Annotated in this window: 17 protein-coding genes; 4 read left to right on the plus strand and 13 right to left on the minus strand. The window is 38.5% G+C overall.

Features of this window, described 5'->3' with window-relative positions:
- Positions 1–315 precede the first annotated feature (315 nt).
- On the plus strand, positions 316–462 hold the full coding sequence (locus tag GNF10_RS19470) for a hypothetical protein (protein ID WP_185592699.1): 147 nt from the start codon (positions 316–318) through the stop codon (positions 460–462).
- Positions 463–485: 23 nt separating this feature from the next.
- On the opposite strand, the gene GNF10_RS19475 is transcribed toward GNF10_RS19470, so the two are convergent.
- Together GNF10_RS19475 and GNF10_RS19480 are read right to left on the minus strand one after the other, a co-directional pair.
- Positions 486–1241, minus strand: a complete 756-nt coding sequence (locus tag GNF10_RS19475; RefSeq protein ID WP_185587629.1) for a hypothetical protein — start codon at positions 1239–1241, stop codon at positions 486–488.
- 208 nt (positions 1242–1449) lie between these two features.
- Positions 1450–2781 carry a GIY-YIG nuclease family protein gene (locus GNF10_RS19480; RefSeq protein WP_185587627.1) on the minus strand — a complete coding sequence of 444 codons (1332 nt, stop codon included), beginning with the start codon at positions 2779–2781 and terminating at the stop codon, positions 1450–1452.
- A gap of 78 nt (positions 2782–2859) precedes the next feature.
- Between GNF10_RS19480 and GNF10_RS19485 the strand changes: the two genes are divergently transcribed.
- Positions 2860–3705: a GIY-YIG nuclease family protein gene (locus GNF10_RS19485; protein WP_185587626.1), complete on the plus strand. Its 846-nt coding sequence runs from the start codon at positions 2860–2862 to the stop codon at positions 3703–3705.
- Between the two features lie 161 nt (positions 3706–3866).
- Complete coding sequence (locus tag GNF10_RS19490) at positions 3867–4301, plus strand: hypothetical protein (RefSeq protein ID WP_185587625.1); 435 nt, start codon at positions 3867–3869, stop codon at positions 4299–4301.
- A 242-nt stretch (positions 4302–4543) separates the two neighbouring features.
- On the opposite strand, the gene GNF10_RS19495 is transcribed toward GNF10_RS19490, so the two are convergent.
- The 11 genes from GNF10_RS19495 to GNF10_RS19545 form a co-directional block, all read right to left on the minus strand.
- Complete coding sequence (locus GNF10_RS19495; protein ID WP_185587624.1) at positions 4544–4912, minus strand: hypothetical protein; 369 nt, start codon at positions 4910–4912, stop codon at positions 4544–4546.
- Between the two features lie 465 nt (positions 4913–5377).
- Positions 5378–5752: a hypothetical protein gene (locus GNF10_RS19500; protein WP_185587622.1), complete on the minus strand. Its 375-nt coding sequence runs from the start codon at positions 5750–5752 to the stop codon at positions 5378–5380.
- Between the two features lie 334 nt (positions 5753–6086).
- A complete protein-coding gene (locus GNF10_RS19505; protein WP_185607204.1) occupies positions 6087–6515 on the minus strand; it encodes a hypothetical protein in 429 nt (142 codons plus the stop codon).
- 431 nt (positions 6516–6946) lie between these two features.
- A complete protein-coding gene (locus GNF10_RS19510; RefSeq protein ID WP_185586609.1) occupies positions 6947–7549 on the minus strand; it encodes a siphovirus Gp157 family protein in 603 nt (200 codons plus the stop codon).
- 87 nt (positions 7550–7636) lie between these two features.
- On the minus strand, positions 7637–7804 hold the full coding sequence (locus GNF10_RS19515) for a hypothetical protein (protein WP_185586610.1): 168 nt from the start codon (positions 7802–7804) through the stop codon (positions 7637–7639).
- 135 nt (positions 7805–7939) lie between these two features.
- A complete protein-coding gene (locus GNF10_RS19520; protein WP_185586611.1) occupies positions 7940–8239 on the minus strand; it encodes an HNH endonuclease in 300 nt (99 codons plus the stop codon).
- Between the two features lie 70 nt (positions 8240–8309).
- Positions 8310–8849 carry a hypothetical protein gene (locus GNF10_RS19525; RefSeq protein ID WP_185586612.1) on the minus strand — a complete coding sequence of 180 codons (540 nt, stop codon included), beginning with the start codon at positions 8847–8849 and terminating at the stop codon, positions 8310–8312.
- Positions 8850–8871: 22 nt separating this feature from the next.
- Positions 8872–9420: a GNAT family N-acetyltransferase gene (locus GNF10_RS19530; protein WP_185586613.1), complete on the minus strand. Its 549-nt coding sequence runs from the start codon at positions 9418–9420 to the stop codon at positions 8872–8874.
- Positions 9421–9447: 27 nt separating this feature from the next.
- The gene (locus GNF10_RS19535; protein ID WP_185586614.1) at positions 9448–9966 is read right to left on the minus strand and encodes a hypothetical protein; all 519 of its coding nucleotides are present in this window, start codon (positions 9964–9966) and stop codon (positions 9448–9450) included.
- Between the two features lie 301 nt (positions 9967–10267).
- A complete protein-coding gene (locus GNF10_RS19540) occupies positions 10268–10957 on the minus strand; it encodes a hypothetical protein (protein ID WP_185586615.1) in 690 nt (229 codons plus the stop codon).
- Between the two features lie 142 nt (positions 10958–11099).
- On the minus strand, positions 11100–12182 hold the full coding sequence (locus GNF10_RS19545; protein WP_185586616.1) for a site-specific integrase: 1083 nt from the start codon (positions 12180–12182) through the stop codon (positions 11100–11102).
- A gap of 257 nt (positions 12183–12439) precedes the next feature.
- Here GNF10_RS19545 and GNF10_RS19550 point away from each other — a divergent pair, with 257 nt between their 5' ends.
- On the plus strand, positions 12440–12922 hold the full coding sequence (locus tag GNF10_RS19550) for a hypothetical protein (protein ID WP_185586617.1): 483 nt from the start codon (positions 12440–12442) through the stop codon (positions 12920–12922).
- Positions 12923–12960 lie beyond the last annotated feature (38 nt).

Below are 12960 nucleotides of genomic sequence, written 5' to 3' on the forward strand. Positions count from 1 at the left end.
TTTCCTGATTGAGATGTTTTTCTCAAGATGTGCTGCAACTATTTTTTCTCGAAGATCGACAGAGTAAGACTTCATTTAAAAGTATTTATATTTTAATCTAGTGTACCTCATAATAGACGCAAGTGCTGTATTGTCAGTGCAAAGATAACTCAGGACTCGGAACCATCAGTTTATGTTTTACTAAATCATAATAAAAAGTATCATGCTCTTGTATATACTCCCAAAAATCAACAAGTACGTGAGCCGGATATTATCAAACTTCTCAATTTAATTGCGTGTAATGAAGATACTGAAATTGCTGTAGTTGATTATGGCTTGGTTGAAGAATTGAGCGATGCTTGCATCAAAGCTTGGTGCAACAAGCAGAGTATATCACCCGAAGAAGTGGAAAGAATTTGTACTTTGTATCTCAAGCCAGAAAGTGAACCTGATGAACTTGAAAGTTTGTTGAATGCACAATAAATAAAAAGTGATTGGTCAGTTCTTTATGAGTGCCAAGTAATCGATTGGACAACTGAATTTGCAAGCCTCTGTACACACCCCCTGGCCGACGGCTCAGGAATAGTAATGTCGCAAACTTGCTTGTAAACTACTTCTTTTATGGTTTGCCAAGTAGTCCAACAAACCACTTCATGAACCTGTTGTAGAAGTACTGATTTTTCAAAATTATGGTTCTCGGTACGGTTTAACACGGATTCAAGATAAAGCTCAATTGCATCTATAGGATTTAACCGCCCATGCCGTTGAACTGATACAGGAGGTTCTTCACCTAGAACAAGCCATAGTATTGGCTCTTGGTTTCGATTTAACGCCTCTTGCATCACCAGTACAAACTCGCGGGCGAGTTGCTCTGGCTGAAATGAACTTGGTTTAATACGTTTTGCCTCAATCAGCCCAAAACAACTTGGTGTTTTGATTACTCCATCGGGCTGTACTGCAAGTTCTTTTTGATGCACTCTACCACTTGGGGTTAGGTAGAAGTTGCCTGGTAAAAGAGTAAACTCAGCTTGTTCAATCTCTCGCTGAAGTAGAGTACGCACTTTTGTAGCACCATGCGATGCTTCAAGTACAGCACCCAAGAAAAATTGACGAGGAAGAAAGTCTAATGCAAGAAATACTTCAGCAGTGAGAACGTTTTCAAATCCTCGTCCACCATCTCGATATTCTTTAATCGTACTACCAACCCACGATAGTTCCTGTAAAAGCCGCCCCATAACCCTAGAATTGTTAGTAAAATTCATTGCACCCACATCCCATTAATAGCCTCATGGCTTTGCATTTTAGGGTTCCCAAGCAGTAACATTTTCTAACATGACGATGGGAGATAATTTTTATAAATAGTTGTGCAAAATTCTCAGAATTCAAGTTTTAAAACTTCAAGGTTTGGATTTACTCAAGGCATTTCCTGATTCTAAAACAGGTAGAGGTTTTTTGAATGGCTGTATTTGTTTAGCTATTTTTGGTTTGTAGCAATGAGCTTAATGAATTGTGCTGTAGCCATGCACATAGTTTTATATTTGCTCTATCATCTGGTTTGGGCTTGTATTCACCACTTTGAAGTTCTTCGATAAGCTTGCCCGCAGAATGGAACTTTGCTTCCCTGATTAGACTTTCAAACATAGCCAGTGGAAGCAGTACACTCTCTACTTCTACATCGTCCTCACTAAATATAATAGTTTCCAATCTAAATCTATAACCAGACCATTTGATAGTAGGTAGTCTATCTATAAAGTTTTTTAAGTTTCCTATCACGTTCTGAGATACTGGGTCAGGATTTTTGCTTTCAAACACTATCCACCAATAAACATTGTGCCTGACAAAATACTTCTCATTGACGTTACTACATACCTCTACCTCTACACCGTCCACATATAAGAACTGACGGGTCATTTCTCGAATTTCACCTTCAGGCATTGGCTCTAATTCTTCCCAGGGTTCTACTTCAACAATATTTTTATGTTTCCCATTATCTGGCTGATATTGATCAACAAGCTTTATAGGAATAGGGTCATCCTCTAGGACATCTAAACATGAAATGCTCTCCTTAACTTCTGATGATGTATTTTCTAAAAATACTTCTAGCTGGTCATGGCTAAAAGCCATCAACTCTACACCAGCTACAATTTTATAGGTAGTATTCATAAAGTGGACTAGACCTTGAAATGGAGCTAGGTCTATTCTGATACCGTTGTAAATCGTTGACCAATAACCGAATTTACCTAAAGATTTAGGGTCTGTGTAGTACTCTTTCCACTTCAAAGAGCTAGCTTTTTTGTTTATATTTTTTAATACACTTCGTATGCTGCCCGATAGACCGCGTTTGCCATAGACAGGGTACACCAAGTATATTGTCGGTGGTTCTTCGTCAGCAATTGGATCAAAGCCAAATATCATAGTATTTAACTGTGCTAGCTGTTGCAGGCTTTGCTGTAGTGCAATCTCGGATGGAGTTATTTTTCTAATAGGCGATATGACTTTCGTCCAGTTCAGTGGCGGCTTATATAAATCTATTAACTTATTTTCGAGACTTGAGAGAGCATTTACATCCTGGCTGCAAGCCATCCAGCTAATACTAATACGGTCTTTTCTATTTAACCTTTTTAGCTGCTTAAATCTGTGATGATTTCTCCAACGCTCAACTAAATTTAATGTTCTCCCAATATAAATAACCTGATTTTTGCTGTCAGATACAAAGTAGATAGCTGCACAATTAGGTAATTGAGCTATTTTTAATAAATCAACGGATGGCAGTTCAGACAGTTTGATGTCTTCTAATAACATCTGGGAATCATGATATATTTAATTATGGTAGCAGCATGAGTAAAAAACTCAAAAATAAGTTTTACTGAAAATGTTCACATGACATTGATTAATCCTTTTAAGTTACTGTCAGTTCATTTATCCGAATCGAAAAAACTTCCTAATTGTACAGCCATTTATTTTGCAATAGACTCACAAAATAGAATCCTCTATGTAGGACAAGCGACTAATTTAGCATCTCGATGGAAAAATCATCACCGTCAATATCAGTTGGAAGAAATTGATAAGGATTTCCCAGTGAAAATAGCTTGGCAAGCATGGAATGAGTCAGGCTTAGGGGAAGCAGAAAAATACTTAATCAATAATTTTCAACCTTTATTAAATGGAACAAGAGTTGAATTACCTGCTGTTATTCCATCAGAAGTTATCCTGAGAGATTTTTTGAAAGCTTTCTCCAGGCGTTTAATTATCATTGGGAGAAAATCTCAAACAGCCTCGGAATTAACAAACGTTTATTTAAAGTATGATTGGATAGATTGTTCGCCAAAAGGTACAGCCGCAAAGATAAAAATTTTTATTCGAGAAAACAAATATAAAAATACAAGTTTAAAATTTAAATGGCAGAAATATGTAAGAATGCGTGGCATACTTTTTCGCCCAGGAAGTAGAGAACAAAAAGCTAATGCTCGCCAAAATCGTTCGTACAATAATCATTGGCAAGTTGCTTGTAATGGAGTTATTCTCCATATCACATCAAGTAATAACTATAAAGAATTAAAGCCAAGTACGGATTCTAAAGAGCTTGCTGGTATTAAACTGCAAACGCTCACTAAAGTTGCTTTATCTGAAATGAGTAGCAAATATCCTTATGAATATTCTGGGATATCCTATTTAGAAACCGATCCAATTCCATTACTTTGGGTTATTAAAAACTGCGCTCGTTAACGTGTATCAGTAAATCAAACGTACAATGTTGTAGTTTGCAGCTTATTAATTTTTCTCACTCCGAATCCTTCAACATAAGAGTCAACACCCTAGACACCTACTAAAGCATCATTTGGGAATATATATCGATTGCATCTACCCAAGAATCCAACAAACCAATCATGATTCAAGAAATTTTAACTGCATCTGCTGAAATAGTTGCCTTAAGTGGGCTAGGTCTCATCTTTGTATCAGCTTTTTTAACTGATACTCAAAAATCCCAAAAAATTGTAAATTCTTTACAGGATGGAATAGCCAATGATTCACCTAATGTGGAGCAAGAATTTGAGCTAGAAGAAGAATTTACCCAGCTACCTTTTCTTACTGCTTATGAAATGGCTAAAAGATTTGGGGTGAAAGTTGACACAATAGTTGCTCATGCAAAGCAATGGCGAAATGGGCAACGTTACGACTACAACTTTGAAGAATGGGCATCTGATTTTGACACCAAGTATCGCTGGCATTTCTTTTTGAACGCTGACTATGAGCCAGTGTTTTACCCAGTTTCATCTAAGTTGTTCACCAAGCACTTACTGAGTTATTGCAATAAACAATAGTTAAATGGGTTCTAAATTTTGACCAAAATAGTACAGATAAACTATATCGTGTTCGCAGTTCTTAAATTTTAAAGTCTTGCCAGTTCCAAAAAATGCCACTACGACTAATTAAGAAAGGCTTACTAAGTTTATCCAATAGGCGAGCGCAACAGCTTAGAAGTTGAGCATAATCGTCAGGATGAAAATGGACATTTACAATTTAGTTCTTTGAAATGATCAGCAAGTTTAGAATGGATGTGCAATTAGATGCGATAAGCCCTTGATATAGGGATTTCTAGAAAATAAAATCCACACATTTTCAGATACTCTCTAGAAATCTGCTCTGGGCGATTAGCAATAAAACTGCAAACATCATCTAGGGAACTATAAACATTTGTGCAGATAGTTGGGTGCTTGTAATCCCCAACCCCTACTAAATATTGTTCCTCTCCATCTTCCTTGTAAGAAGAAAGAAAAATTCTGACCACATTATCTGGATAGCAATGCCAGTTTTGTGGATCAGAAACTACAGATATTGCATCTGTAGGCATAGGCAATTCATGATGAATTTTCCCATCTGGAAATTCAGCCTTGTGTTTCGCTATATATTCTTGAATTTTTAGTTTTGTCATTTCTGCTCCCAATCAGTTTTCTTATATTTTATTGCCTGAAAGCAAAGGCGATCACTTCTATTTCGGTAGGAGCGATCGCCTTGCTCATCAGTTAGTATTCCTAAACCGTGCAGTACGTAAAAATTTAGCTGATACTAAGTTGCGTTCAGACATAATATTCCTACTCCCTATTCCCTGCTCCCCACTCCCAGCCCAAGTTACTATCTTTGACTGCAACTCGGTATGACTTTTCCCGTTAAGTCTCTCAAGATCGCTACAACCCTCTCTACGTTCGCGCAGCGTGTCGCAGACAGACGCTACGCGAACACAGAGGTCGTTCAATTTTAACCAGCCTCGCCACAAAACCTGGATGCCAATTGGTGTTTTGCTTCGATGTTATAGCCAGCTTCCAAGATGAGCGATCGCCCAGATCGCAGGTTTAGATAAACTGATATTAGAATAAATTACTATCAGTTTATACTTTTATTATGCTGACTGTTTAATCTGGGTTAAGGCTATTAACATTTCTTCTCGGTTGAGATGTCGTTTCTTACCTGTTTTGGATTCTTGGATAGCATAACTCCATTTTATTCCAGCTTGTGAGCATCTTTTTCTTAAGTGTTGAACAGTCATCTGTTTGGTTGTAGATACTTGATTTTTGTTTTTGTTAGATATCTGAATATTGGATTTTTCAGTTAAGGTCTCGGTTTTAATTACACTGTGTTTTGTAGATGTAGTGCAGTTACAGTGTTTTTCAAAAGCGATAGATATATCTAGCAAGAATTGGAAAATAAAGAGAGTAGAAAATCCGTAAATAATAACGTAGAGAAGTCCTGTTAGGATATATTGTGCTAATTCCATTGTTTTAACTCCTGTTAATATAACTAGTAACTGGCAATTTTATGAAGCGATATGCCAGGTTGCTATTTATATTAAGCGTTAGCTTGTGTGATATTAAAAATAACTTTTACAATATTACTCTATCGGCTTTGATATTATCCCAAAACCAGAAATATTTAATATTGGTAAATGAATTTTAATTATTTAGTTGTGGTTGGTGTCGGGAGTATTGATAACTTTCCCTTAAGCAAAGTTTCAGCATCAAACCAAGTTTTGATACTTTCTGTATCAAACTGATGTAGGAATAGTGATAAGATAACTTTTGAGTTTGGTTTGGTTAGATGAACCTGTTCATTTATATGTACTTAATAACTGTTCTGATATTATCTACTAACTGTACTACCATACCCAAAATAGCTTTCCAGCCAAGTATTATCCCCCAAAAGCCGCTAACAAATAGACCGAATACTGACTTGAGGAAGATAACTACCCTGTAATTTATCTCGATATTTGATTCAGCTTTGGCATAGATAAAACCATCCCCAATTTTATTTTCCAACTTCCTCATTTTTCGTTCTTCTTGTACCTTCCAACCCCAAGGAGAAAATCCTAAAATAATCGAAATTGGAAGATAGAATGGCCAGCTATATATATAGCCAAGGGAAGCATAGATGATAAAAAAGGTTAGCCCCAAACCAGTGCGCCAAACTAAACACCAGAGGATAAAAAAACTGTCGATAATAGCGTTACGGATAACTATACTTCGGTTTTTGTGATATGACATTTTAAGCTTGCTCCCGATAACTAATATTTAAGTTTTTATTTAGGGTGATTGCATCCCTTCACATTAAACTTAAACTTAGTAGTAGTTTGAATTATCATATTGATAGTTGAAAATATAAACTACCTAATCAATTGCAATTAACTATTTAGCCACACTAAATAAGGTTAAATATACCAACCTATCGTAACGATGTTTGTACCTACCCCGACATAGTTACTGTTGCTGTCATTGATATCTACAATTTCATCGATTATATCTTCACGGAGTTTAAATTCAGGCAAAGTTTTGATGATTTTTTTAAGAAGTTTAAAATGGTGCTATAGGTTAAAAAAATAAAAATGATTAAGATTTGACCCTTAACCATTTGATGATATTTTCGTAAAATGATGGGATATACCTATGTTTGATTCACATGGTTGGGGCGTATGCCATTAGTTGTGGTTTTTCTTGTTGCGAGACTTACTACCTGATTGCACCTTAAACCGTACCTGCTTCCCGATACTTACCTCGGCAACATTGCTAATATCTTTACCAGATTTATAGGCTTCAATAATTGCCTTGTTATTAGCTTGGTACTTAATAACTCTAAATTCATCAGGAAAATCTTCATCATCTACTTCTACTAGTAAGTTAGCGACTTTTGGTGGGTTATCCCTGATTTCAATTACCCTTTCTTTACCGATGTTTTTGTCATTGATTAATCCAATCTCGTGTAGGTGGATGAGGGTGCGCTTGATTTGTTCAAGTTGAGTTTTGCGACGTGAAATTACCCGGTCGTGGAGTTCGTCTACTCGCGCTTTTCTTTCCTCCCAGGTTTCAAGGTCAAGATTTAACTGGTCAACTACCCAGGCGATCGCATCGATTTTGGTTTCGATACCATCCTGAATAGTCATAAGTTCTTGTACGAGTTGTTCTACCTTACCCTCTTCTCCTAACTCGCTTGCTTCTTCTATCTGTGACCAAAGTTTAGCAGCATCTAGGCTTAACTCTTTGAGACTGAGTTGGTTGATTTCGTGTTCAATTGCTTGAGTCATAATTTACTTTTGATATAAAAAACCAGTAGCAAGTAACTGCTACTAGTTCTTGACTAAAGAGAGTTGATGCTTGAAGGGAGATTGAATTTAGTACCCGTACCGCAAGTGATAGTAGTCTGATTTTTCTTGTACCAATTCTGCTTCGTAGTCGTAGTAATCTGCCTCGCTTATGAAGGTGCTTTTTTGTTGAATGTGCTGTGCAGATTTTACTAATTCTTTGTTGGTTTTTGAGTTAGAACTCGTAGTAGTTTTCATGTCTATACAACTTCAATTGCTTCAACGAAGTTGTTGCGTCAGCAAATGTTGTTATCTTGAATTAGAAAGATAATATTTATCTTTTACCTTTATCACAACTATCTACTATTGAGTTGTCTTAAACCACTAGTTTTTCTACCACAAAGATAGTTGTCCTGGTGATACATTTCCCCGTCTGCGTGTATGAAACAGCATATGACAAGCTGTGCATAAAGCCGCGAGATTTTCTGCTCGATTGTCTTCGGGCGTATAATTGCGGTGGTGAACCACTAATGTTTTAATGCTGCGTTCTCTACGATTTAATCCATCTCTTTTATCAGTTGGACGTAAGCATTGCATACCGCAGCGCGTGCATTTCCAGTCTGATTTGGATTTGACCTCAAGTGCGATAATATCCCAGTTTGAAGAATAGCGACTGCGGTTTTTACCAGTCATCAATCAGTTCCTTTTGGGTTGCAGAAAACTAATTTTGATTTAATTTGACGCGATATTATTGTGATTATATTTACGCAGAAAGTTTACCAGAGAAATCCACCTGAGACATAACTTGTGTGCGTATTGAATTAGCAGCCTTTTCTGCAATTTCTTCTCTATCAGAATCAGTAAGAACTACTGCAAGTAACGATTTGAGAGCTTCTCGGTTAGATATAAACTCTTCACCGTATAAATCATCTTGCAACAAAGTAGCTTCCAAGTGAGGTATTAACTCAGGCGTAGGAGATAGCAACCGCTCTTTAATGCGTGTCCTTGCAGTCTCTGTCGCAGAAGTTGTACCTATACCTAAATCCCATGTTTCAATTATTAGCCTGACTTCGCGGTTGAGAGATACACGCAGCGTTGATAGGCGACCAAATAAAGGAAGGTTGAGCATTAAAGGTGGTAATGCATTACCCCAATCCAAACCAGCGCCAATAGTGCAATTTGCTTCATCTTCGATGCAAACAGCCTCTTCGAGCCATCCTTCACCAAAAAGTAAATCTATAGCTTCTTGGGTTGTTCTTGACTCGTTTGCCTCAGAATTATCCTTTTGCTGTTGATGATTCATAAAATTTTACCCGGATCAGCCCTTATCTTTGTCTCAATACACCATACTCAAAATAGACTAAGTTATCATATTCTTCTTCCGAACCGCAGTTCAACATATTTTGTTTTTCATAAAATCCTTCAGACCTTGGTAAGGAATGCAACCCAATTCTACCTTCATACCCTAACTCAACACTTCTAATTCTTGCGAAATTTAATAGTGCTTGACCAACACCTTTGAATTGAGGCGGGCGTTGAATCTCGATTCGGTTAGTGGGGGCAGTGGCAATACCATCAACATAAACTAGCCTCTTACCAATATTTAACCGAGAACCATGCATTTGTGTTTCTATTATCATTAATCCTTGAGTTTTGTTTTCGCACTCAATTGCGTAACCTTCAAGATTTTCTTGATTGGCAATATATCTTAATTTAAATATCCAATCCCAGTATTTATCTTCTTGACTAAATAACCTTAAGCTTTCTACCCAATAATTGACATAATCATCAACATGTCTTTGGACTAAATCTACCAAATAGGCTTCAACAGATGTATTATCAACACCCCTTTTTAACTCGATTTTTCGCTGCACCTAAAGCTCCTAATTGTTAACTGATTATTAAAGCTTGTGACTGCTATTTGACTGGTAGATAAAAGAGTAAATGTGAATGCGTATATCAATAGCTTTATGCCAACCAGCAAGCACAGCATCATCTGAAATGTCTCCAAGAACTACCAAACTATCTTCTTTATCCATATAGTAAGGTAAAGGTTCAGCGCTCAACCAACCATAAGCAATGGCTTCTTGGTCTCGCTCAATAATTGAAACTTCTAAACTTTGCTCATATGTTGAGTAGTAGTAAGGTAAATAACAGGCTGGATACTCTCTTAGATATTCACGATTAACTGTGTATGATTGCCAACGCAGTTGCTCTCCCTTGATTTCTTTATGATTAGCTTCTAGCCAATCATAAAGCTTTTTAGCTTGCCGCAATGCGTGGTCTTTGCCTTCAAAAACGACGTTGGGAAGAAAAATATCGCCGTCAAAATGCACCGCAACGTCAAATAAATCTTCATCTTCATCTTCATCTTCTGCTTCTGTTATCTCAATGATTCCAGCCTTATATAGTTCGGTCATTTCCCTGCATTACTTCGTCAGATGTACTCCTACCCTACATGATTAAAATTTTAGTTTTCAGTTACAGAATAATCAGAATACTTTAACTATGGATGAGAAAATAATTTACGTAGCAATTGATAGAACGAATTTGAGTCGCATAAATTTATTTATGGTTGGCGTCATTTCGGATAAAAGAGCGTTTCCAATATATTTTACCTTGCTGCCAAAATAATGATTGCTCTCCTTTTCTTATCTGCGATCGCTCTATTCGGCGAGCGAATCAGTGTAAATTCAGAAATTCTTGAAAATAATAAAAATACTAACTTGCCGGATGATATAATCCCGTATTTTCGTTAAATTCCCACCCCATACCCGATTTATCCTTGCCCTTGCACCATGCCACAAAAAGCGGTGGGTGCAGCTTAATTCGCTGTTCGCGTACAGTTTCTTGACTTACACCAAGTCTTGAAGCTAAACCTTCTTCGGTTAATGGTTGCATTCGGGGAGTATGCACTTTGAAGGATGAATTGTTGTACGATTTATTGCCCCGCTTTTGTTGATTGTTGAGATGATTTTGAATTTTAATAATCGCCTCAGTAAACTGTGTCATTCGGGCTGTTATCCCCTCCACTTTTTCTGATAAATCGGCGAGATTAGGGATTGCTGTGGTTTCGTTGCTATTAGATTCACTTGAAAACTGTGACTCCAGCTTATCAAGTCGTGAGCAAATAGCTAATATCGTTTCATTCGTAGGACTGCCGTTACTATTGTTACTAGTAACTAAGTACTCCTCAACACTTGCCTTAATCTTAGAGTCCAAGCGTTTATCTAAATTATCGCCACCAATTGCATCAAGGTTATCTATATCATCTAGGTAGAGTTCGATAAATTGGGTGAGCGTGGCTGTTGCCGTCGTCCCTTTCGACTTACAACGGGCGATAAACTGCTCCCACATCTTTTGGTCGCAGTTAAAAGATGCCAGTTTCTTGTTTTTCCCTGTTTGGCTCATGTCTAGGTACTATCTAGGTTAACCGAGACTGGACACGACCGAATAAGCGCGTCATCCCGAAAAGATAACTACCTTGACACTATCATTTTGGAGCGCATGAGCGCGATGGCGTACCCGCCATGAACCGGTGGCGATTGCTTTTTTACCGATGTTTGCTTTTTTTACGCAGTGCGTGAGAAGTCCCAACACGCCCGACATGGTGAATGTACTTTGCAGTTGTCGCAGGAGAAGCATGGCCCAAATCTGCCTGCAAGTCAAAATCAGAAGCTCCATTTTTCTTAGCCAGCGTCGCATGAGTGTGGCGCAGAAAATGGGCGCTGAACTTTATTCCCGCACTAGCAGAAATTTCCGCCATCATCAACCGCAATCCGCGATCGCTTAGAGGTTTACCCCTATCCCGCCGACTGGGACTAGGAAACACCGGCTGATCATTGCTGGCATCGCCACGGTAATCCAGTAGCACCGCACTAGTTTCCGGATCGAGACTAATGGTTCTGGTTTTATTTCGTTTCCCCGTCACAGTTAATAACAGACAATCTCCATCCTCCCGAAACTGCCGCCAAAATAACCCCGGTGTAACTATGCGCTTACCATAATCAGAAGTTTGCCGCGCAATTTCTCCCGCCCTCACCCCACTGTAAAAGACGAGAGTCAACAGCAGCCAATGCATCTTATTAGTGTTGTGTTGCAAATCTACTTCAATCGCCGCTTTTTCCAACTTAGCAATCTCGCGTTCCGACAGAATGCGCTCTGCGAGCTTATCGTCCCATTGGATACTTAAGTCCTTGCCCAAGTCGATAGCAAAATAACCAATAGAAGCTCTAGTACCCCATTCCCACAAACTTTTAATCGCCGCAGTGTATTTAGCTGCCGTATTTTTACTAATTCCATAAGTATTTTTCTGCCCCCGTACTGGCTTTTCATCCTTTAGCCAAGCAAGATAAGCGTGTAGATGGAATAACGTTACCATCCTAAAATCAGATATCCCAAACCGCGACTGCATATAATCAGCAAGCTCATAACCAATTTGCCGATATGCCCGTCGCGTTTGGTCGCTTTTAATAGTGACAGAATGCACCCATAGCTCAATTAGCTGCTCCGTCGAATTAATTCTCTGGCGGTTGGGAAAATAATAATCCACAAGCGCAACCCGGGCTTCATCAAGCGGCAGAGTCACCACCTCCACAGCAAGTGATTCCACGCTTAATACAGGTAAATTTTCCATAAGATAAATCCCCAACCCCCACTGATAATTATGATGCCGAGAACTATAATTCCCGGTATCTTTATGATAGTTGTTTCCCAGACACGATCAAATTGCCCATCTAGAATCATCTATATCGTATATACGCGGATATCCCGTATGCGATGATGGTAGTGGGAGATAGAGAGGTAGGGGGAGTAAGTAAATATTAGACTCGAAGCAAATGGTTAAAGAACTGGTTAGAAATCACTTCTCCACAACAAAAGCGCGAGGGACTGGTGGAATATCCGCAGATAAATATAAAACTTCTGTCAGAAGAAGACCGGGAGTTGGTGAAGCAGGCCAAGCAGCGTGCTGAGGATTTGCGCTTAACTTTTAAAGAGTTTGTGCTGGATTGTATTAGAAATGCACTCTTTGAAGAGAGTTCTGATAGTGCAGATAGTGCAACTGCTGCCGAAATTGAAGCTTTGAAAGCTCAAATCGCCGCCCTGTCAGAGAAAGTGAGTATTCCTTCTGCGACCAAAACGGAAGTGCATACGCTCCAGGAAAGGGTAAATCAATTGCGGGTGGGGATTTCAAATGAAATTAAGAAGGATAGGGAGCAACTTGCTTCCTTGGTGCTGGCGATCTCCCGACTTGAAAGCCAGATTGAACAGTTGGTGCCTTCTTTAAATCTTCAAGTGGATGGCGAGCTAAATTCAAACAGTGATGGCGATTGGCTTTTTGGAGAAGACTCCGGTGCTGAACTACCGTTAACTTAAGCATGGGAATTGAAGAATGGGGACGGCGTAAAGCCTGC

This window comes from Nostoc sp. UCD121 (assembly GCF_014222285.1).
In the GTDB taxonomy this organism is placed as follows: domain Bacteria; phylum Cyanobacteriota; class Cyanobacteriia; order Cyanobacteriales; family Nostocaceae; genus Nostoc.

What these genes read in the sequence shown, in the direction of transcription:
- GNF10_RS19475 (WP_185587629.1), bottom strand. Translation starts at nt 1,241, where the DNA reads ATGAATTTTACTAACAATTCTAGGGTTATGGGGCGGCTTTTACAGGAA.
- GNF10_RS19495 (WP_185587624.1), bottom strand. Translation starts at nt 4,912, where the DNA reads ATGACAAAACTAAAAATTCAAGAATATATAGCGAAACACAAGGCTGAA.
- GNF10_RS19485 (WP_185587626.1), top strand. Translation starts at nt 2,860, where the DNA reads ATGACATTGATTAATCCTTTTAAGTTACTGTCAGTTCATTTATCCGAA.
- GNF10_RS19480 (WP_185587627.1), bottom strand. Translation starts at nt 2,781, where the DNA reads ATGTTATTAGAAGACATCAAACTGTCTGAACTGCCATCCGTTGATTTA.
- GNF10_RS19490 (WP_185587625.1), top strand. Translation starts at nt 3,867, where the DNA reads ATGATTCAAGAAATTTTAACTGCATCTGCTGAAATAGTTGCCTTAAGT.
- GNF10_RS19505 (WP_185607204.1), bottom strand. Translation starts at nt 6,515, where the DNA reads ATGTCATATCACAAAAACCGAAGTATAGTTATCCGTAACGCTATTATC.
- GNF10_RS19515 (WP_185586610.1), bottom strand. Translation starts at nt 7,804, where the DNA reads ATGAAAACTACTACGAGTTCTAACTCAAAAACCAACAAAGAATTAGTA.
- GNF10_RS19525 (WP_185586612.1), bottom strand. Translation starts at nt 8,849, where the DNA reads ATGAATCATCAACAGCAAAAGGATAATTCTGAGGCAAACGAGTCAAGA.
- GNF10_RS19520 (WP_185586611.1), bottom strand. Translation starts at nt 8,239, where the DNA reads ATGACTGGTAAAAACCGCAGTCGCTATTCTTCAAACTGGGATATTATC.
- GNF10_RS19500 (WP_185587622.1), bottom strand. Translation starts at nt 5,752, where the DNA reads ATGGAATTAGCACAATATATCCTAACAGGACTTCTCTACGTTATTATT.
- GNF10_RS19540 (WP_185586615.1), bottom strand. Translation starts at nt 10,957, where the DNA reads ATGAGCCAAACAGGGAAAAACAAGAAACTGGCATCTTTTAACTGCGAC.
- GNF10_RS19510 (WP_185586609.1), bottom strand. Translation starts at nt 7,549, where the DNA reads ATGACTCAAGCAATTGAACACGAAATCAACCAACTCAGTCTCAAAGAG.
- GNF10_RS19545 (WP_185586616.1), bottom strand. Translation starts at nt 12,182, where the DNA reads ATGGAAAATTTACCTGTATTAAGCGTGGAATCACTTGCTGTGGAGGTG.
- GNF10_RS19535 (WP_185586614.1), bottom strand. Translation starts at nt 9,966, where the DNA reads ATGACCGAACTATATAAGGCTGGAATCATTGAGATAACAGAAGCAGAA.